Raw genomic sequence first — 18,390 nt, 5'->3', positions numbered from 1 at the left:
AAGTGGAGACTGAATAGAAAGCAAAACGGCCGGCGGCGAGCCGGCCGGTAAGCACTAAAATGGGGGCGAAAGAAGCAAAGCCTTACTTAGCGTGCTCTTCCAGGTAGCTGATAGCCTGCCCAACCGTGGCAATGTTCTCGGCCTGATCGTCTGGGATAGACACGTTGAATTCCTTTTCGAACTCCATGATCAGCTCGACGGTGTCCAGCGAGTCAGCACCGAGGTCGTTCGTGAAGCTTGCTTCAGGAGTTACTTCGGACGCTTCAACACCAAGTTTATCGATGATAATGGCTTTTACTTTTTCTGCAATTTCAGACATTTCCGTGGGGGTTTAGGGAAAACTCGGCACAAATAACACTAACTTCCCTAACATTTTCAAACCAGGGGCCTGTAATCTTGGCAGTGTAAGATTCTGGCTGGGGTGCTTCCTTTCGCCCCCAAGAGGGTGTAATTTTGGGTTTCCCTGATTTTGGTACTGCCTTATGAAAACGCTCACACTGGACGTAGACTACGATTGTGACTTCGACTTGTTCGGTATTGTGTCGTCGAGCCGGGAGCATAAGTTGGCCTGGACGCTCAACAGTACCCTGCGCCTGCGGCTGGTAAAGCAGCAGGATTTAATTTACGATTTGTTGGCTCAGGGGCGTTTAGTCATCAGTAATTACCTGCACACCACCGAAAACAGCACCCTGCGCCTGCTCCGCAACCGCTCGGTAGACCCTTCGCCGCTGAAGAAACCGTTCCTGGCCCCCGATATCAAGGAGTACGACTACCTGATTCAGGTGAGCAACGGCGCGGGGCCGCTGGCCCCGGAGGAATTGCTGGAGCAGCTTACCCAGTTGCCCGAGGTGCAGTATGCCTGCCAATTCGACCCGAATACGCTAAAATTCAAAGAAAATCTGCTCTTTTGAGCTCGCACAACCAGCGGCACCTTCTCTGAGCCGCCGCGCAGGACCTTGTTTCGTCTGTCCGACTCTGCCCAGAACAGCCGCTGTTCTGCGCTAGGTTCGGTTCACCGGAGTGAGGTCCTTCGCTTGCCCTCAGAGTTGCCGTTTACTCTAACCCTGACTTTTACCGCATGGAACCGCTTCCTCATTTCAATAAAACCAAAATCGTGGCCACCGTGGGCCCCGCGTCCAACACGTACGAAAAGCTGGGCATGCTCATCCGGGAAGGCGTCGATGTGTTCCGGCTCAACTTCTCGCACGGCACCCACGAAGACCACCTATCGGTGATTAATACCGTACGGCGCCTGAACAAGGATATGCGCACCCATGTGGGCTTGCTGCAGGACTTACAGGGGCCTAAGATTCGTCTGGGCGATGTGGAAGATGGCGGCGTCGAAATTAAGGCTGGCGACAAAATTAAGCTGGTGTGCGGTGAGAAGGAGATTACTACCGCCACGCGCCTGAGCACGATTTATATGGGCCTGGCCCGCGACGTGAAGGCCGGCGACATGATTCTGATCGACGACGGCAAAATTGAGCTGCGCGTGCTGGCCACCGACCGCGACAAAGAAGTGGATGTGGAGGTAATCTACGGCGGTCTGGTGAAGCCGCGCAAGGGTATCAACCTGCCCGATTCCGACGTATCGGCCCCATCGATGACGGAAAAAGATATTGAGGACCTGAAATTCGGGTTGGCAAATGACGTCGATTGGATTGCGCTATCTTTCGCACGCCGCGCCGAGGACATCCGCTTTATCAAGAGCCTGATTGCTGAAAGTGGCAAAACGGCCCGCGTCATCGCCAAGATCGAAACGCCCGAGGGCCTCAAAAATCTGGACGAAATCATTGCTCTTTCCGATGCGGTGATGGTTGCCCGTGGCGACCTAGGCGTGGAAGTGAAGATGGAGGAGGTGCCGATGGCCCAGAAGCTCATTGTGGAGAAGTGCAACAAGGCCGGCAAACCTGTTATCGTGGCTACCCAGATGATGGAAAGCATGATTACGGCCCCCCGCCCCACTCGGGCCGAAACCAGCGACGTCGCCAATGCGGTAGTCGATGGGGCCGATGCCCTGATGCTCTCCGCCGAAACGGCCGTGGGCGCGTATCCGGCCGAGGTTATCCGCTCGATGGTGGGCACCATCACCAGCGTGGAGAGCCGTATGAACAGCCTGTTTCACCACTGGTTCCCCATCGATCCTACCTCCCCTACGTTTATGGTCGACAGCGTACTGTCGGCAGCCTGTCACTTGGCTAAGAACACTGGTGCTAAGGCCATTACGGGCATGACCCATCACGGCTACACGGCTTTCCAGATTGCCAAATACCGTCCTAAAGCCAACATCTTCATCTTCACCGACAACCGCCCGATTCTCACGGCACTGAGCTTGATCTGGGGCGTACGCGGCTTCTACTACGACCGGATGCTGAGTACCGACGGTACGGTATCGGACATAAAATACGTGCTGACTACCACCGGTCACCTCAACAAAGGGGACATCTTTATCAACACGGCTTCCATGCCCATCAATGAGAAGGGCAAAACCAATATGGTTAAGGTGAGCGTAGCCTAAGCCACTTTACCTGAGAGTAAAAAAGCCCGTTCAGCTGCTACTGAACGGGCTTTTTTACTTTCGGCTAGGGCCTTGTCTCACGGCAGCTTCTGAACCCGCACGGTGCGGGCGGAGCCATCGGCGGCCCGTAGCTGCACGAGGTAAACGCCGGCTGGCTGGTTGTGCAGGGAAACCGGCACGGTGGTTTGCCCGGCAGACAGCGTCATGCTCCGTATCCGGCGGCCCAGCGCATCCTGCACCATCAGGCTGGTGCCCGGGCGGGCCGGGGCTTCCAGTTGCAGCTGCAGGCTCCCAGTGGTTGGATTGGGAAAAACCTGAAAGACTGCGGTAGCCTGGGCAGCGTGCGTCGGGAGCAGCGTGGCAAATTCGCTGCGGGTGCCGCAGGTGGTTACTGTATTGCCTAGGGTACGGCGGTAATACTGCAGAGCGGTGTCGCCGGTATAGATTGCGCCGAGTCCCAGTTCCGACGAGAAGCCTTGGCTCCAGGTCAGGGCATCGAGAGCCGGCCAGTACAGGCCGGGCGAGCTGGCATACGAATAAGGATACAGAACCTGGTAGCGAAGGATCCGGACACTGCCCAGGCAGCCGGCCTGCCCCGAGTACACCAGGCCGCCGCCCACGTACAGGGGCTGTATAACGTTGGGCGGCAGGCGGTACTCGTATTCGCCCGATAACAGGGCCGGACTGGTGCGGCCGTAGTACGATACCCGGCCAGATTGTCCGGTGCGCAAGGAAATAGCCAACCGGCCGTTCTGCACAGCACTCGTGCTGCTGCCCGCCGGACTGCCGCAACTTGGTACGCCAAACGACTGAGTTCTACTCTGCTCCTGATAGGTGTAGATGAGGCTGTCGGCGGTTTGCCGCCGGGTCTTGATGCGCCGGAATATATACGTGCGGGAGCAGGCCAAGCCTCCGTAGCTAAATGGTTCCTGCACGTAGCCCAGCTCGTCCTCGGGCTGCATATCGAAAACGGCCAGCGGGCTATAGGCCGACTGCAACAGGGGAGCCGGCTGCTGGGCCTGCACATACTCACTGGGCACGCCCGCGTAGGGTTTTATCATTTCCGTGGCCGATAGCAGCCCGTAGCGCCGGCTCATGCGCACCACCTGCCCATTGCTGAGGGTAATGACGGCAAGGCTGTCCGTAACGGCCGGGGAGCCGAAGCTCTGCAGGCTGCGGCTGGTCAGCGTGGCCGTTAGCGCGGGGCTCTGGCTGGCGGCCCAGCTACTGCCTACCGCCGCGCGGGGCCGCAGCAGCAACGCAGTAGCACCCTGGCTGACTCTAGCATCCGATTCCGCGAAGAGCTGATACTCAAAAGTACCTGGCCGCCATTGCAGCCGCGTGCCAAACAGGTTGTTGCGGCTCTTATAAAAGGTACCTCCCCCGGCACCCGATGCCCGGCGCATCACCCGGTTGAAGGCAAGGACCGAGTCGCCCGCAGTAGTGGCATAGGCCGAGTCGACGCGGAACGTGTAGATGTCACTGGTCACACTGGCGCCGCTTGGCTGGTAAGCGTAGATCAGGCCGGCCCGGAATGGCTTCCAGCTTTGGGCCTGGAGCGGCAACTGGGCAAGTGTGGCCCACAATGCCAGCAAACAGTACACGTTTTTCATTGATTGCTACGTAATATTAATAATACCAACAAAATATAGAATAATTCTGATTACCATTTGAGTGGCCAGAACAAACAGAAAATCCCCTGTGCTGACGCACAGAGGCTTTCTTTATTAAAGAGCAGAAAAGTCAGTGGGAGCCTAGGCAGCCAGCGACTTCACGAACTTGGCCAGCTTCGACTTGTTGTTGGCAGCCTTGTTCTTGTGGATAATGTTCTTCTTGGCCAGACGGTCCAGCATCGACGATACTTTCTTCAGCAACTCTTGTGCTGCGGTGGCATCGGTGGTGGCACGCAGCTTCTTAACAGCGGTGCGGGTCGATTTAGCCTGATAACGGTTCAACACGCGCTTCGCTTCGTTGGAACGGATACGCTTGAGGGCCGACTTATGATTTGCCATGGGTATGGTAAAATTGACGTTCTGCTCGAATTGGATTCAATTGGGTTGGCAAAGGTAAGCCTTTGATTGGAAATAACAAATATCAACCTTCAATTTGCTTCTGCCCGTGAATTGTCTGGTACCAAGGTCCGGCCCAACCAAGCTGGCAAAACGCATCACTCCAACTGGAAGCGCTTTTAGGAATTGCAAAAACCATCGTTTCCAGCATGCTTGCTCACACGTCTGGCTGTTGAAGCATTATGCCTCCCGAGCCCACTCTAACGCGGCCAAGAGTTATAACCTCAGTAACCCTGCGTATGCCGTGGATAGCGCAAATTATGCTATTTGCGAAACCTGCTTCCGCACTCCTCATGAAATACCTTACCCGCACTATCTGGCTGCTTTCTCTGGTGAGCCTTTTCACGGATCTGGCCAGTGAAATGCTCTATCCCGTGATGCCGCTCTACCTGAAGAGCATCGGCTTCTCCATCGTCCTGATCGGGTTGCTGGAAGGCGTGGCAGAAGCTATTGCGGGGCTGAGCAAAGGTTATTTTGGCCAGTGGTCTGATAGTCTGGGCCGCCGCCTGCCCTTTGTGCAATGGGGCTACGGGCTGAGCGCCTTGTCGAAGCCGATGCTGGCCGTGCTGGCCGCGCCGTGGTGGGTATTCCTGGCCCGCGCCCTCGATCGGCTGGGCAAGGGCCTGCGCACCGGAGCCCGCGACGCCCTGCTCTCCGACGAAACTACGCCCGATACGAAAGGACGCGTGTTCGGCTTTCACCGCTCCCTCGATACGCTGGGTGCGGTGCTGGGTCCGGCCGTAGCGCTGGTGTGGCTGGCAGCCCGGCCCGGCGACTACCGCCTACTCTTTCTGCTGGCATTTCTACCCGGTTTGGCGGCTATTGGCACCACGCTACTCGTGCGCGAGCGGCCACGCCAACCCGCCCCGCAGCCTATTCGTCCGTTCTGGGCCTCGTTCAGCTACTGGCGGCGCGCCCCGGCTGCTTATCGGCGAGTGGTGGGTGGCTTGGTGGCTTTCGCGCTTTTCAATAGTTCCGACGCCTTTTTGCTGCTGCTGGCCCGTCAGCGGGGCCTGTCTGATGCTACGGTTATCGGCTTGTATATCTTTTACAACCTGGTATATGCGTTGGCCGCTTTTCCCGCCGGCTATTTATCCGACCGGCTGGGGCCGCGCCGCATGCTGGTAGCTGGGCTGCTCACCTTTGGCGCAGTATATGCCGGCGTTGCCCAGGCCCACGAACTCTGGGCTTTTGGGCTGCTCTTTGGCCTGTATGGTCTGTATGCTGCCGCTACGGAAGGAGTCAGCAAGGCGTGGGTGAGCAACCTGTGCGCCCGCCCCGATACCGGCGCGGCGCTGGGCACGCTGGCGGGACTCAGCAGCCTGGCAGCTTTGGTTGCCAGCGTGGTAGCCGGCTTGCTTTGGCAGTGGGGCGGACCGGCTCTCACATTCTCGGTGACGGCAGCAGTAGCGGTAGTAGTGGCAGGCTACCTGGCCCTGGCTAAATCCTCATCCCCTGTTATTTCTTGATTATCAATTTTTTAACCCAGCCACCCAAATTCATATTGAATTAGTAGGCATGCCGAATTTGTTTTAAATTCACTTACCGCTCTTTCTGACCACACCGTATGCCACTCGTCGCCCACTCCCGCTACCAGCCGCCCTTTTATATGTTCAATGGGCATATCCAAACTATCGTGCCCAGCTTGTGGCGCTCGGTGCCCGACGTGAGCTACCAGCGCGAGCGGGTAGAAACTTCGGACGGCGACTTCCTGGACCTCGATTGGTCGCGGCAGCCCACGGCAACTGACACGCTGGCCATTGTGTCGCACGGGCTCGAAGGCGACGCGGGCCGGCCCTACATGCGCGGCATGGTGCGGGCCCTCAAACGCGCTGGCTTCGATGCCCTGGCCTGGAACTACCGCAGCTGTAGCGGCGAAATGAACCGCCTGGTGCGCTCCTACCACCTCGGCGACACCGACGACCTCGATTTTGTGGTGCGCCACGCCTTGGCTACCGGCCGCTACCGGCGCATTTTTCTGACGGGCTTCAGCGCTGGCGGCAACGTTACGCTGAAATATTTGGGCGAGAATCCGGGCCGGGTACCCAGGGAAGTTACCCGGGCAGCGGTATTTTCGGTGCCCACCGATCTGAAGTCCAGCTCTTATCAGATTTCCAAGCCGGAGAACCGGATTTATATGGCGCGCTTTCTAAAGTCGCTGCGGGCTAAGATGCGCCAGAAGGCGGAGCTGCTGCCGGGCCAGATTGACGTGGCAAACCTGGAGCTACTGCTGAATTTCCCTCAGTTCGACGACCGGTTTACGGCTCCTATGCACGGTTTCAAATCGGCCGACGACTACTACGAGCAGTCCAGCTCGGGGCGCTACCTGGCCACCATTGCCATTCCAACGCTGCTGGTAAATGCGGAGAATGACCCATTTCTGGCTCCCTCCTGCTTCCCGCGCGCTATTGCGGCAGCCTCGGAATTTGTCTTTCTGGAAACTCCGCCCGAAGGTGGCCACGTGGGCTTCGCGGAAGGCACCCCGGATGGTGAATACTACTCGGAAAGCCGGGCCGTCGAGTTTCTGATGGCCAAAACTCCGGCTTAGCGGCCTTCGTTGGGCACGAAAACGACTTTTTTAGTTTCGAAGAACTCTGCCTGGAAATAGTCGCTGAGGTTGAACACGTGCGCCACCAGGCCCGATTCTGCTATTTCTTCAGTCAGGTCGCCGCCTTTTAGGTAATAGAGGCCGGTGGTAGCATTGCCCTGGGGCTTGTAGCGGTGGGCAATCCAGGGGTGAAAAGTGGCGAGGCGCGCCACGGCCCGGCTGACTACGTAGTCGTATTTGGCGCGCACCTGCTCGGCGCGGGTTTGCTCGGCCGTAAGGTTGTGCAGCCCCAGCGTATGGGCCATTTCCTGCACTGCTTTAATCTTCTTGCCGATGCTGTCGACGAGGTGAAACTTGACCTCGGGAAACAGAATTGCCAACGGCAAGCCCGGCAGGCCACCGCCCGTACCCACATCCAGCACCGAAGACCCGGCCGCAAACTGCACGACTTTGGCAATACCCAGGGAATGCAGAATATGGCGCTCCGTGAGGTTGTCCATATCGGTGCGGGCTACCAAGTTGAGGCGCTCATTCCAGCCGCGAAACTCCGTATCGAGCTGGGCGAAGTGCCGTTTTTGTTGGTCGGTGAGGTCGGGAAAATAGTGGGCCAGAGTATCCATTGGGGCAAAGATAGTGATGTGCGGGGCTGACGGGCGTAAGTGGACCGTCATTCCGAGCTTGCCGAGGAATCTCGCGTGCTTACGTTGCAATGCTACTTGAGTACCATTGTACGCGAGATGCCTCCCTGCGGTCGACATGACGTTCGTTTCGGAAAATCTAAAGCCACAAAAAAGCCCCGACTTGCGGCGGGGCTTTTGGGCTAGATGATATGCTTTTTGTTTTTCACCATGTCATAAAGCAACTCACGGGCACGGTGCAGCTGGGCTTTCACAGTGCCGAGCGGAGCTTTCAGCTCGGTGGCAATTTCCTCGTAGCTCAGCTCGTCAAAGTAGCGCAGCGTGACGAGGCGCTGGTATTTATCGGGCAGCCGGGATACCACGTGCTGCATGATTTCAATCTTCTGGTTTTTGATGGCCGTCTCCTGTGGATTTAGGTTCTGGTCGCGGAAGTCGATGGTGATTTCGTCGCCGTTATCAATCTTGATGGCCGAGTCGATGGACATCGTCTTGATTTTATTCTTGCGAATAAAGTCGATGCAGTTGTTGGTAGCAATGCGGAACAGCCACGTGCTAAAGGCGTACTCCGGGTTGAACTTGTGCAGGTTGCGGAACGCCTTGGCAAAGGCCTCGATGGTCAGGTCCTCGGCATCGTCGGGGTTGCGCACCATCTTAAGCACCACGTGATACACGGGCTTTTTGTAGATGTGCATCAGCTCGGCGTAGGCCTTCTCATCGGCCTGCTCCACGGCGGCGCGGATGAGCTTGAAGTCGTGCTTGGCTTTGGCAGAAAACTGCTTTTGAATTTCCTGATTGTTTACTTCCATCGGAGGTTACGGTAGAGGAACAGCGAAATTCCCAGAGCTAGATAGTAAAAAAAATAAACAGCGTCGAGTACAGGCAGTAATACTACGGGCAGCCGGTCATCGAGCCGTTGGCCGAGCTTGGCATATGCAGCACAAACTACCGAAGTACGAATACCCCACAAGACGGTCAAAGGTACCCATTCGGGGCGGGAAAACAGCAGCAGCAAGGTCGTGAAATAAAAAAGCAGATTAGTGCCAATAAAGTTTCCTATTCGAATTCGGTCGGCCAACCGGTAGCTTCTCCCCGCCGACAAATGCCGCCGTTTCTGGTGCCACCACGCCCGCCAGGTAGCAGCAGCCTCACTCAAAGTATGTGCGGCCGGCTCGGCTTCCACGACCACACGCTGCTGGTGGCGCACAGCGTCCTGCACGAAAAGGTCGTCGTCGCCGCCGAGGCTGCGAATGTGGGAAGCAAAGCCTTTGGTAGCGCGAAAACACTGCTGGGTATAGGCCAGGTTGCGGCCCACACCCATGTATGGTTTGCCCCGCCACGCGAAGGACAGATACTGCGCTCCGGTAATCAGGGTTTCAAAACGGACGAGTTTATTTAAAAATCCGGGCTCGGCGGCGTAGGCTGAATACCCCAGAACCAAGTCGGCGGGCCGGGCGAAACCGCGCTGCAGGAGCCGAACCCATTGAGTAGTAGCCGGAATACAATCGGCGTCGGTAAACAACAGGCGGGCGTGGCGGGCAACTTTTATTCCCAGGCTCAGGGCATATTTCTTTGGCGAGAGGCCGGCGGGCGTGTGGTCGACGGAGACGAGCCGGATGTTGGGGTAGTATTGGGTGAGCTGCTGGACGTATACGTACGTGTCGTCGTCGGATCGGTCGTCAATCAGAACAATCTCGAAGCCGGCCGGGTAGTCTTGCTCCAGCAGCAAGGGCAGCAGGCGGCGCAGGTTCGCCAGCTCGTTGTGGGCGCACACCAGCACCGACACGGGCTCGGCATCGATCTGCGGATCGGTGGAAGGCGGCGCGACGGGGCGCAGGGCGAAGGGCAAAAAGTAGTAGGCCGCGTAGCCCAGCTGCACCAGCACGGAGGCCAATAGCAGCCAGAGGGCCGGGGAAAGATGGATGGACAAAGCGCGGGGTATGAATCGGAAGGCAAAAGTAGGCATTCGGGATGGGGCGAGTACCTTTGCAGCTCCTTCCGACTTTCCCGCCGAGCCGGGCTGGGGCACAACGCGGCGTTTCGTCCGAGACGCCGCGTTCCCCCTTCCGGACTTCCGCAGGAAACTGATTTCTTCGCATGACCTTCGATTTAGTAGCCCACGACCCGCACACCAAAGCCCGCGCCGGAGTGGTGCACACGGCGCACGGTACCATTCAAACGCCCATTTTCATGCCCGTGGGCACGGCCGGCACCGTGAAAGCCGTGCAGCAGCGTGACCTGAAGGACGACGTTAAGGCCCAGATTATTCTTGGCAACACGTACCACCTCTACCTGCGGCCCGGCCTCGACGTGCTGCGCAACGCCGGCGGGCTGCACAAGTTCAACGGCTGGGACCGGCCCATTCTGACCGACTCCGGCGGCTACCAGGTGTATTCGCTCAGCGGCACGCGCAAAATCAAGGAGGAAGGCGTGAAGTTCCGCTCCCACATCGATGGGTCGCAGCACTTGTTTTCGCCCGAGGGCGTCATGGACATTCAGCGCACTATCGGGGCCGATATTATTATGGCTTTCGACGAGTGTACGCCCTGGCCCTGTGAATACGACTACGCTAGCCGCTCGCTCGATATGACGCACCGCTGGCTAATGCGCTGCATTCAGCGCTTCGACAGCACCGAAGGCCACTACGGCTACGACCAAACGCTATTTCCCATCGTGCAGGGCAGCACGTTCAAAGACCTGCGCGTAAAGTCGGCCGAGTTTGTGGCCGAGCAGCAGCGCGCGGGCAACGCCATTGGGGGCCTGAGCGTGGGCGAGCCGGCCGAGCTGATGTACGAAATGACCGAGCTGGTGTGCGACATTCTGCCCAAAGACAAGCCGCGCTACCTGATGGGTGTGGGCACCCCGGCCAACATCCTGGAAAACATAGCCTTGGGCGTTGATATGTTTGACTGCGTGATGCCGACCCGCAACGCCCGCAACGGCATGCTGTTCACCACGCAGGGCATTATCAACATCACCAATAAAAAGTGGCAACTGGATCTGGAGCCGCTGGATCAGGAATTAGGCGGCTACGTCAGCACGTTTTACTCCCGCTCCTACGTTCGACACTTATTTCAGAGCCAGGAAATGCTGGGGCCGCAGATTGCGTCGGTTCACAATCTGACGTTCTATTTGTGGCTGGTGCAGCAGGCCCGCGAGCAAATCGTGGCCGGCACCTTCCGCGACTGGAAGGAGAAAATGGTGAAGCAGGTAATGACACGACTGTAAATAGCGTAGTCATTGCGAGCAGAGCGAAGCAATCCGTCCTCTGCGAAGCACGACACTCTCTTTCACCAGAAAGCGTTTTTGGCGTTCAGGAAAGGGCTTTTCACTTAAGGATGCTCAGCACATTTCAGAGGACGGATTGCTTCGGCTACGCCTCGCAATGACACTTACTCAATGAAGCTGCTCGACAAATACATTCTGCTGAAATTCCTCACTTCGTTTTTCTTCGTGGTCATCGTGCTGGTGAGCGTTATTTGCGTAATTGACTTCACGGAGAAAAACGACGACTTCATTCAGCACAACCTGTCGGCGGGCAAGATTATTTCGGAGTATTACGTCAATTTGTTTCCGTACTACGCCAATTTACTGTCCCCGATTACGGTGTTTATTTCCGTCGTTTTCGTGACGGCCCGGTTGGCGGCCCGCACCGAAATCGTGGCCATTATGGCCAGTGGCGTGAGCTTTCAACGCCTGTTGGTGCCGTATCTGATGGGCGCTGTGATTATCGGCATTATTACGTTCGGGCTCATTGGCTGGGGCATTCCGGTAGCCAATAAAACGCGGGTAGCATTCGAGAAAAAGTACATCAAAAACCCCTACCGCTACGACGCCCGCAACATCCATATCAAGATTGGGCCCCGGGCCTACGTGTATATGGAGAGCTACGACAACGTGAACAACGTGGGCTACCGCTTCGCGCTCGAAACCATTGATGGCACCACGCTGAAGCGCCGCATGACGGCCGAAGCTATTACCTGGGACTCGACGCGCCGGGCCTGGAAACTCAGCCCCCAATTGGTACGCACCTTCAACGGGCAGCAGGAAAAGCTGCTCACGCTACCCGCCCGCGACACTACGCTGAACCTGTTTCCCAAGGACTTTTCCAGCACCTGGCGCTTATCGGAAACCCTGACGTTGCCCGAGCTGAACGCCTTTATTCAGCAGAAGATTGACCGGGGTGCCGACGACACGCAAGTGTATCTGAGCGAGAAATATGAGCGCTACGCATATCCGTTCGCCATTCTTATTCTGACCACCATTGGCGTGATTCTCAGTGCCCGCAAGTCGCGGGCCGGCGTGGGCGGCCAGATTGCGTTGGGCTTTGTGCTGGCCTTCGTGTTCCTGATCTTCGTGATTCTGAGCCGCAACCTGGCCCAGGTCGGAGATATGTCGCCGATGCTGGCGGCCTGGGTGCCTAGTATGGTTTTCACCTTCATTGGCATCGTATTGTACCGCTTCGTACCGCAATAAAGCAGCCGGGTGAAGCGCTACTACAGGGCGTTGTTCCGCTGGTGCAGTGGCACGCGGCCTGGGCCGTCGCTTGCCCTATCACCGTTTCATCAGGTTGCCACTTTCTATGCTCAAAGACTACCTTCGTCTGCACTTTATTGTCCTGCTGTGGGGCTTCACGGCTATTTTGGGCAAGCTAATTTCGGTGCCGCCGGTGGAGCTGGTATTCTGGCGCACGCTATTGGCCACGGCCGGTCTGGGGCTGCTGCTGGCGCTGCGCAAGCAGGCCTGGCGCGTGCCGCTGGCCGATGCGGCACGGCTCATGGGCGTGGGCGCGCTGGTGGCGGTCCACTGGATTACGTTTTTTCTGGCCGCCCGCCTGTCGTCGGTGAGCGTGTGTCTGGCGGGTCTGGCCACACTGGCTCTCTGGACGTCGTTGCTGGAGCCCCTGCTTTTGTGGCGGCGAGTGCGGGCCTATGAAGTCGGGCTGGGCTTGCTGACCATGGTCGGGCTTTATCTGGTGTCGCAGGCCGAGCTCGACCAGCTGCTGGGGCTGGGGGTAGCTATTGTGTCGGCGGGGCTTTCGGCCCTCTTTAGCGTACTCAATGTGAAGCTCGTCAAGCAGCACTCGCCGCTACGGCTTACGTTTTACGAAATGGCCGGAGCCTGCCTTTCCATCGTGCTTTTCTTTCCGGTTTATGCGCGCTACTATACGGCGGGCGTGGGCTTACAGCTGGCTCTACAACCCCTCGACTGGCTGTGGCTGCTGCTGCTGGCCGGCGTGTGTACGGTGTACGCCTTCTCCTCCTCGGTAGAGCTCATGAAGCGGCTATCGGCCTTCGTCATCAATCTGACGGTAAATCTGGAGCCCGTGTACGGCATTATTCTGGCCGTCCTGATTTTTGGGGCCACCGAGAAAATGTCGACTGGCTTCTACTTAGGCACGCTGGTTATCCTGTTCAGCGTGCTCATTCACCCAGTCCTCGACCAGTGGAACCAGCGGCGGGCCCGCCGCTTACAGCAGCCCGTCCCAGACGAGGTAATCATGACCAACCCCTAGCGCAGGCGGCGCGGCCAGGCCCGGAAACAACCCATACACCGCCGAGCCCGAGCCCGACAAGCTGGCGTAGGTAGCGCCAGCCGCATACAGGGCCTGCTTGATTTCGGCCAGCACGGGATAGTGCGGCGTCAACGCGTCTTCGAAGTCGTTGGTCACGGTGGTGTGCCAGGTAGCCATAGGCTGCGCTACGCTCAGCCGCAACTCGTGGCGCGGGGTGCGGAGCGCTACGCGGGCGTAAGCTTCGGCGGTGCTAATGTGCAGGTTAGGATACACAACTTTGCAGGCCACGCCGGTCAGGTCCAGCGCCAGCGGCTCGAACACGTCGCCTTTCTCGTAGGCAAAAACGGGTTTATTCTCGATAAAGAACGCGCAGTCGCTACCCAGCCGGCGGGCGTACTGCTGCAGTTGCGGGTCTCTCAGGCCAAGACTGAACAGCTCGTTCAGCGCCCGCAGGGCAAACGCCGCATCGGCCGAGCCGCCGCCGAGTCCGGCACCAATAGGCACCACTTTATGCAAGTGCATGTGCACCGGCGGCAAGTCAAAATCTGTTTTCAGCAGCTCGTAAGCCCGCCAGCACAGGTTGGTAGCCGCCGCGCCCGGAATCGGAATTCCGGTGAGGGTCAGCGCATTTTCGGCGGCGGGTAGTACCTCCAGCGCATCGCACCACGGCAGCGGCACAAATACCGATTCGAGGTTGCGAAATCCATCGGGCCGCTGCGCCGTGACGTAAAGCCCCAGGTTTAGTTTGGCATTCGGAAAAACGAGCATATTCTTAACAGATGCGTAAAGCGGGGAAATGATGAGTCCCGACTAGCCGGCCGTTTCGACTCCCGGAAGCGGAAGTTAAACGAGCCAGCGGCGGCGCACGGCGCAAGCTACAGTCTGCGCCACACAAAAAGCATATTTTTGCCTGTTGCCTGCGGCTGCTTGTGCGGGCTTTCTCATATGTCAGTCTCTTTTTTACCCTGCTGGTATAGCGCCTGGGGCAAGCGCTGGCTTGACCTGGGCCTCGCGCTGCCCGTCGCGCTGCTGACGCTACCGCTGCTACTGGGCGCGGCCCTGCTGTTAGCGGCTCAAAATCAGGGGCCGGTGCTTTTCCGGCAGCAGCGCCCCGGTCTGCGTGGCTCGCTATTTACGCTCTACAAATTGCAAACCATGACCGATACCCGCAACGTCCACGGTCAGCTACTCCCCGATGCGGCCCGCCTCACCCGCCTGGGCCGCTGGCTACGCGCTACTTCCATCGACGAGCTGCCCCAACTCTGGAATGTGCTACGCGGCGAGTTGAGCCTGGTGGGGCCACGGCCGCTGCTACCGCAGTATTTGCCCCTCTACTCTCCTACCCAGGCCCGGCGGCACGAGGCCCGGCCCGGCATTACGGGCTGGGCGCAGGTGCAAGGTCGCAATGCTATTTCCTGGGAGCAAAAGTTCGAGTACGACGTATGGTACGTCGACCATCTGTCGCTCCGGCTAGACGTGCGCGTCCTGCTGCTTACCATCCGGCGCGTGCTGGGGGCCAAAGACATTACGGCTCCCGGTCAGGCTACCACCGAAGCATTTACCGGCTCGGCTCCCTCTTCTCCTCCTGTTGCATGACGCATTCTACCTTACCCTCAGCGACACTGCCCACGGCCTTGCCGAAGCTGGTTATTTTCGGGGCTGGTGGCCTGGGCCGGGAAGTGCTGGTTTTGATTTGCCAGATCAACGAAGCCTGCCCCACCTGGGAGCTGGCCGGCTTTTACGATGACCAGGCCCCCGCTACTGCCGCTATTCACGGCGTGCCCTACCTGGGCGGGGCACTCGCGCTGAATGCCGTAGCAGAGCCTCTGGAAGTGGTAGTGGCCGTGGGCAGCGGTCGCAGCCGGGCTGCCATCGTAGGGCAGCTTACCTCGCCCTTGCTGCGCTTTGCCACTTTGCTACACCCAGCCGTATCCCGCCAGCCCTACCAGCATCTGCGCATTGGCGAGGGCAGCATTATCGGGCAGGGCTGCATTCTCACTACCGATATTCAACTGGGCCGCCACGTGTTGCTCAATTTGGGCTGCACCATCGGCCACGATGCTGTGCTGGAAGATTTCTGCTCCCTGATGCCCCATGCCAACGTCGGGGGCGAAGCCCACCTAGAAACCGGTGTGTACTTAGGAACCAATGCTACCGTTATCAATCAGGTGCGCATCGGGGCCCGCACCATTGTGGGGGCCGGGGCCGTGGCCGTCCGCGACCTTCCCGCCGACTGCACTGCCGTTGGAGTTCCCGCCACCATTATCAAGCTGCATGCATAGCCAGGATTACGACCGAATTTTTCTTTCTCCCCCCCACCTTGGCCGCCATGAGCTCAACTATGTGCACAAAGCCATTGAAGACAACTGGGTAGCGCCGGCTGGTCCCAACCTCGCGGGGTTCGAGCAGGATATTTGCCAGTACACGGGCGCGGGTCATTGCGTGGCCCTCTCATCGGGCACGGCCGCAATTCACCTGGGCTTGATTCTGCTGGGAGTGGGTCCCGGCGACGAAGTGCTTTGTCCTTCCTTCACGTTTGTGGCCACAGCCAACCCGATTGTTTACCAAGGGGCCACGCCCGTCTTCGTCGATAGCGAGGCCACTACCTGGAATATGTGCCCCGCCCGGCTGCGCGAGGCCATTGAGGACCGCCTACTCCTTGGCAAAAGGCCCAAAGCTCTTATTCTGGTGCACCTTTACGGCATGCCGTCCCAATTGGAGCCGCTCCTGGCCATTGCCGAATCGTATGGCATTCCGGTGCTGGAGGACGCAGCCGAGGCGCTCGGCTCGCGCTATAACAACCGCCGGCTGGGTACTTTTGGGGCCGTAGGAGTCTTTTCCTTCAACGGCAATAAGATAATTACTACCAGCGGCGGGGGCGCCTTGGTCACCCACCACGCCGACTGGGCCGAAAAAGCCCGGTTTCTGGCCACGCAAGCCAAAGACCCCGCGCCCTATTACCAGCACTCCGAAACCGGCTATAACTACCGGCTCAGCAATATTCTGGCGGGCATCGGGCGGGGCCAGATGGGGCTTATCGAGAGCCGCGTGAAGGCTCGGCGCGAGATATATGCCTGGTACCAGAAGAACCTCAAGGACTTGCCTGCCCTGCAATTTGGGCCAACTGAGCCAGCCTTAGGAGTGTCTAACCGCTGGCTGACGACTCTCACCCTGGACTCAACGCACACAGCCCTCACACCCGAGCAAGTCCGGCTGCACCTCGAAACGCACAATATCGAGTCGCGCCCACTCTGGAAGCCCCTGCATCAGCAGCCACTGTTTGCCCAGGCCCCCATGTACGGTGGCGAAGTCAGCACCGACCTGTTTGTGCGAGGCCTCTGCCTGCCTTCCGGCTCTGCCCTCACCGACGCTGACTTGCGCCGCGTAGCAGGAGCTCTCCGGGAGATGTTCCCAGCCTAAACGGCCCGCATATTTGGCACAAGACCGGTGCAGGTGGTATATAAAGCTCCGACCTGAGTACAAGCCGTACAAAACACAGACGCATGAGTACAAAGCAAGACCGGGCAGTACATAGTTTGCCGCCTATGCCAAGGCTTGCTCAAGATCAGCCAGCAGCTCATCTAGCGGCTCGATACCGACCGAAAGGCGCACCAAGCCCACCGTAATTCCCAATGCTTGCTGTTGCTCCGGCGTCAGCGAACGGTGTGAGGTACCTAGCGGGTAAGACAAAGATGAATCGACGCCGGCCAGGGAAGGAGCAAACGGAAACCGCTGGCTACGTTGCATAAAGTCGTTTACCACCGTCGTCTCATCGGCCAGCAGAAACGACATCATCCCACCAAATTGTCCCTGGCCTTGGGCCGCCGCCAAGGCGTGCTGCGGATGGTCGGCCAGCCCGGGGTAGTTCACCTGCCGCACTCGGGGATGCCGCGCCAGAAACCCGGCAACAGCCAACGCATTGTGGCTATGCTCGCGCATCCGGATGCGTAACGTTTTGAGGCCGCGTACTGCCAGCCAGCTTTCCATCGGGCTTAGCGTGAGCCCATAGAACACGCCAATCTGCCTGAGGCGCGCGGCCACTTCCGGGGCGGCGGCTACTACCGCACCGGCCGTCACGTCGCTGTGGCCGGCAATATACTTGGTGACACTGTGCAGCGTAATATCGGCTCCCAGCTCCAGCGGCCGGGTCAGAACAGGGGTAGCAAACGTATTATCTACCACCAGTTTCAGCCCTTGCAGGTGGCATTCTTCCGCCAACCGGCGTAAGTCAGCTACCCGCAATAAGGGGTTGCTGATGGTTTCGGCCAATAGCAGCCGCGTAGTCGGCCGCACCAAGGCAGCTAAATCGTACAATTGCTCAAACGGCACATAGCTTACTGCAATGCCCATTCGGCTTAGCTCAGCATTGAGTAAGGCCGACGAGCCGCCGTAAATATCAGCCGCGCACAGCACATGGTCGCCGGCCTGGCAGTAAGCCAGAATAGCCGCGAAGATGGCCGCCATACCCGAACCCGTAGCTACGGCTCCTGCCCCACCTTCCAGCTTATTCACCGCCGCTGCCAGCTCATCCGAGTTCGGGTTACCATTACGCGAATACAAATAGCGGCTTCCCGGCTCCCCAAAATACTGCTCAAGCTCATTCAGATCATCGAATTTGAAAACTGAAGTCTGGTAAATCGGGGTGATTTTTGGTTTGATGTCCATCGGAAATTTCACGCAGTATGGGGCGGGAGCAAACTATAGCAAGGCGCAGCACTAGCCGACAGGCCGTGGCACCTTATCACACTTTCATCGCCGTTTAGAAAGCAAAAAGCCTTTCCTTAGTAAAGGAAAGGCTTTTTTGAAAGTCAGCAGCAAAGGCAACCGCTTAGGCTACCGCGCCTTCGGCCAGTACAATCACATTGTTGCGGAGTACTTCTACCACGCCACCTTCGATGCGGAAGGACTCGCGGCCGGCAGCACCCACGACGGTAATATCACCCGATTTCAGCGCGCTGATTAGCGGTGCGTGGTTATTGAGAACCTCAAACAGCCCATCGGTACCCGGAAACTGCGCCGACACTACGTCGCCAGCAAATACTTTCCGGTCCGGCGTGATGATTTCTAAATGCATCTTCTTGGATATTGATTGTGTATGACTACTT

19 protein-coding genes are annotated in these 18,390 nt (G+C 58.2%); 10 read left to right on the top strand and 9 right to left on the bottom strand.

Annotated features, from left to right (window positions below; genetic code table 11):
• Positions 1 to 82 precede the first annotated feature (82 nt).
• Entirely contained in the window at positions 83 to 319 is a 237-nt protein-coding gene (locus tag E5J99_RS07025; RefSeq protein WP_073109216.1) for an acyl carrier protein, read from the bottom strand.
• Between the two features lie 163 nt (positions 320 to 482).
• Here E5J99_RS07025 and E5J99_RS07020 point away from each other — a divergent pair, with 163 nt between their 5' ends.
• Both E5J99_RS07020 and pyk read left to right on the top strand, forming a co-directional pair.
• Positions 483 to 911 carry an IPExxxVDY family protein gene (locus E5J99_RS07020; RefSeq protein WP_135497013.1) on the top strand — a complete coding sequence of 143 codons (429 nt, stop codon included), beginning with the start codon at positions 483 to 485 and terminating at the stop codon, positions 909 to 911.
• A gap of 167 nt (positions 912 to 1,078) precedes the next feature.
• Positions 1,079 to 2,518, top strand: a complete 1,440-nt coding sequence (pyk, locus tag E5J99_RS07015; protein WP_135497012.1) for a pyruvate kinase — start codon at positions 1,079 to 1,081, stop codon at positions 2,516 to 2,518.
• Between the two features lie 77 nt (positions 2,519 to 2,595).
• Here pyk and E5J99_RS07010 read toward each other — a convergent pair whose 3' ends face one another.
• Together E5J99_RS07010 and rpsT are read right to left on the bottom strand one after the other, a co-directional pair.
• Positions 2,596 to 4,131, bottom strand: coding sequence for a T9SS type A sorting domain-containing protein (locus E5J99_RS07010; protein ID WP_135497011.1), 1,536 nt, complete (start codon positions 4,129 to 4,131; stop codon positions 2,596 to 2,598).
• A 141-nt stretch (positions 4,132 to 4,272) separates the two neighbouring features.
• Positions 4,273 to 4,530: a 30S ribosomal protein S20 gene (gene rpsT, locus E5J99_RS07005; protein ID WP_045687367.1), complete on the bottom strand. Its 258-nt coding sequence runs from the start codon at positions 4,528 to 4,530 to the stop codon at positions 4,273 to 4,275.
• A 350-nt stretch (positions 4,531 to 4,880) separates the two neighbouring features.
• Between rpsT and E5J99_RS07000 the strand changes: the two genes are divergently transcribed.
• Together E5J99_RS07000 and E5J99_RS06995 are read left to right on the top strand one after the other, a co-directional pair.
• Positions 4,881 to 6,056: an MFS transporter gene (locus E5J99_RS07000; protein ID WP_135497010.1), complete on the top strand. Its 1,176-nt coding sequence runs from the start codon at positions 4,881 to 4,883 to the stop codon at positions 6,054 to 6,056.
• Positions 6,057 to 6,154: 98 nt separating this feature from the next.
• Positions 6,155 to 7,135: a YheT family hydrolase gene (locus E5J99_RS06995; protein WP_135497009.1), complete on the top strand. Its 981-nt coding sequence runs from the start codon at positions 6,155 to 6,157 to the stop codon at positions 7,133 to 7,135.
• Here the strand turns inward: E5J99_RS06995 and rsmG are convergent.
• From rsmG to E5J99_RS06980, 3 genes are all read right to left on the bottom strand, one after another.
• Positions 7,132 to 7,755, bottom strand: a complete 624-nt coding sequence (gene rsmG, locus E5J99_RS06990) for a 16S rRNA (guanine(527)-N(7))-methyltransferase RsmG (RefSeq protein ID WP_135497008.1) — start codon at positions 7,753 to 7,755, stop codon at positions 7,132 to 7,134. The two genes, E5J99_RS06995 and rsmG, sit on opposite strands and share 4 nt — an antisense overlap.
• 200 nt (positions 7,756 to 7,955) lie before the next feature.
• Positions 7,956 to 8,579, bottom strand: a complete 624-nt coding sequence (locus E5J99_RS06985; RefSeq protein WP_135497007.1) for an RNA polymerase sigma factor — start codon at positions 8,577 to 8,579, stop codon at positions 7,956 to 7,958.
• Positions 8,570 to 9,700, bottom strand: coding sequence for a glycosyltransferase (locus E5J99_RS06980; protein ID WP_167852026.1), 1,131 nt, complete (start codon positions 9,698 to 9,700; stop codon positions 8,570 to 8,572). Before E5J99_RS06980 ends, E5J99_RS06985 begins: the two co-directional genes overlap by 10 nt.
• 167 nt (positions 9,701 to 9,867) lie before the next feature.
• On the opposite strand from E5J99_RS06980, the gene tgt reads away from it, so the two are divergent.
• From tgt to E5J99_RS06965, 3 genes are all read left to right on the top strand, one after another.
• Positions 9,868 to 10,998: a tRNA guanosine(34) transglycosylase Tgt gene (gene tgt, locus E5J99_RS06975; protein WP_135497005.1), complete on the top strand. Its 1,131-nt coding sequence runs from the start codon at positions 9,868 to 9,870 to the stop codon at positions 10,996 to 10,998.
• 171 nt (positions 10,999 to 11,169) lie between these two features.
• Positions 11,170 to 12,246 (top strand): LptF/LptG family permease, encoded by a 1,077-nt coding sequence (locus E5J99_RS06970; RefSeq protein ID WP_135497004.1) that lies wholly within the window; start codon positions 11,170 to 11,172, stop codon positions 12,244 to 12,246.
• Between the two features lie 106 nt (positions 12,247 to 12,352).
• Complete coding sequence (locus E5J99_RS06965; protein ID WP_135497003.1) at positions 12,353 to 13,285, top strand: DMT family transporter; 933 nt, start codon at positions 12,353 to 12,355, stop codon at positions 13,283 to 13,285.
• Here E5J99_RS06965 and ispE read toward each other — a convergent pair.
• Positions 13,241 to 14,053 (bottom strand): 4-(cytidine 5'-diphospho)-2-C-methyl-D-erythritol kinase, encoded by an 813-nt coding sequence (gene ispE / locus E5J99_RS06960; protein ID WP_135497002.1) that lies wholly within the window; start codon positions 14,051 to 14,053, stop codon positions 13,241 to 13,243. The two genes, E5J99_RS06965 and ispE, sit on opposite strands and share 45 nt — an antisense overlap.
• Before the next feature lie 177 nt (positions 14,054 to 14,230).
• Here ispE and E5J99_RS06955 point away from each other — a divergent pair, with 177 nt between their 5' ends.
• Genes E5J99_RS06955 through E5J99_RS06945 form a run of 3 tightly spaced genes read left to right on the top strand, consistent with a single transcriptional unit; the run spans position 14,231 to position 16,705 of the window.
• On the top strand, positions 14,231 to 14,881 hold the full coding sequence (locus E5J99_RS06955) for a sugar transferase (protein WP_135497001.1): 651 nt from the start codon (positions 14,231 to 14,233) through the stop codon (positions 14,879 to 14,881).
• On the top strand, positions 14,878 to 15,567 hold the full coding sequence (locus E5J99_RS06950; protein WP_135497000.1) for an acetyltransferase: 690 nt from the start codon (positions 14,878 to 14,880) through the stop codon (positions 15,565 to 15,567). The genes E5J99_RS06955 and E5J99_RS06950 overlap by 4 nt, the downstream gene beginning before the upstream one ends.
• On the top strand, positions 15,560 to 16,705 hold the full coding sequence (locus E5J99_RS06945) for a DegT/DnrJ/EryC1/StrS family aminotransferase (protein WP_135496999.1): 1,146 nt from the start codon (positions 15,560 to 15,562) through the stop codon (positions 16,703 to 16,705). Before E5J99_RS06950 ends, E5J99_RS06945 begins: the two co-directional genes overlap by 8 nt.
• Before the next feature lie 123 nt (positions 16,706 to 16,828).
• Here E5J99_RS06945 and E5J99_RS06940 read toward each other — a convergent pair whose 3' ends face one another.
• Together E5J99_RS06940 and atpC are read right to left on the bottom strand one after the other, a co-directional pair.
• Positions 16,829 to 17,950, bottom strand: coding sequence for a trans-sulfuration enzyme family protein (locus E5J99_RS06940; protein ID WP_135496998.1), 1,122 nt, complete (start codon positions 17,948 to 17,950; stop codon positions 16,829 to 16,831).
• A 163-nt stretch (positions 17,951 to 18,113) separates the two neighbouring features.
• Positions 18,114 to 18,359 (bottom strand): ATP synthase F1 subunit epsilon, encoded by a 246-nt coding sequence (atpC, locus tag E5J99_RS06935; RefSeq protein WP_135496997.1) that lies wholly within the window; start codon positions 18,357 to 18,359, stop codon positions 18,114 to 18,116.
• Positions 18,360 to 18,390: the final 31 nt, after the last annotated feature.

The sequence above is a fragment of the Hymenobacter elongatus genome, from assembly GCF_004745955.1.
In the GTDB taxonomy this organism is placed as follows: Bacteria; Bacteroidota; Bacteroidia; order Cytophagales; family Hymenobacteraceae; genus Hymenobacter; species Hymenobacter elongatus.
Note: the sequence above shows the minus strand (reverse complement) of the source record. Positions and strands in the feature narration are given on the sequence as shown.

Coding starts and splice junctions, on each gene's coding strand:
- E5J99_RS07025 (WP_073109216.1), bottom strand. CDS start 319: ATGTCTGAAATTGCAGAAAAAGTAAAAGCCATTATCATCGATAAACTT.
- E5J99_RS07020 (WP_135497013.1), top strand. CDS start 483: ATGAAAACGCTCACACTGGACGTAGACTACGATTGTGACTTCGACTTG.
- pyk (WP_135497012.1), top strand. CDS start 1,079: ATGGAACCGCTTCCTCATTTCAATAAAACCAAAATCGTGGCCACCGTG.
- E5J99_RS07010 (WP_135497011.1), bottom strand. CDS start 4,131: ATGAAAAACGTGTACTGTTTGCTGGCATTGTGGGCCACACTTGCCCAG.
- rpsT (WP_045687367.1), bottom strand. CDS start 4,530: ATGGCAAATCATAAGTCGGCCCTCAAGCGTATCCGTTCCAACGAAGCG.
- E5J99_RS07000 (WP_135497010.1), top strand. CDS start 4,881: ATGAAATACCTTACCCGCACTATCTGGCTGCTTTCTCTGGTGAGCCTT.
- E5J99_RS06995 (WP_135497009.1), top strand. CDS start 6,155: ATGCCACTCGTCGCCCACTCCCGCTACCAGCCGCCCTTTTATATGTTC.
- rsmG (WP_135497008.1), bottom strand. CDS start 7,755: ATGGATACTCTGGCCCACTATTTTCCCGACCTCACCGACCAACAAAAA.
- E5J99_RS06985 (WP_135497007.1), bottom strand. CDS start 8,579: ATGGAAGTAAACAATCAGGAAATTCAAAAGCAGTTTTCTGCCAAAGCC.
- tgt (WP_135497005.1), top strand. CDS start 9,868: ATGACCTTCGATTTAGTAGCCCACGACCCGCACACCAAAGCCCGCGCC.
- E5J99_RS06970 (WP_135497004.1), top strand. CDS start 11,170: ATGAAGCTGCTCGACAAATACATTCTGCTGAAATTCCTCACTTCGTTT.
- E5J99_RS06965 (WP_135497003.1), top strand. CDS start 12,353: ATGCTCAAAGACTACCTTCGTCTGCACTTTATTGTCCTGCTGTGGGGC.
- ispE (WP_135497002.1), bottom strand. CDS start 14,053: ATGCTCGTTTTTCCGAATGCCAAACTAAACCTGGGGCTTTACGTCACG.
- E5J99_RS06955 (WP_135497001.1), top strand. CDS start 14,231: ATGTCAGTCTCTTTTTTACCCTGCTGGTATAGCGCCTGGGGCAAGCGC.
- E5J99_RS06950 (WP_135497000.1), top strand. CDS start 14,878: ATGACGCATTCTACCTTACCCTCAGCGACACTGCCCACGGCCTTGCCG.
- E5J99_RS06945 (WP_135496999.1), top strand. CDS start 15,560: ATGCATAGCCAGGATTACGACCGAATTTTTCTTTCTCCCCCCCACCTT.
- E5J99_RS06940 (WP_135496998.1), bottom strand. CDS start 17,950: ATGGACATCAAACCAAAAATCACCCCGATTTACCAGACTTCAGTTTTC.
- atpC (WP_135496997.1), bottom strand. CDS start 18,359: ATGCATTTAGAAATCATCACGCCGGACCGGAAAGTATTTGCTGGCGAC.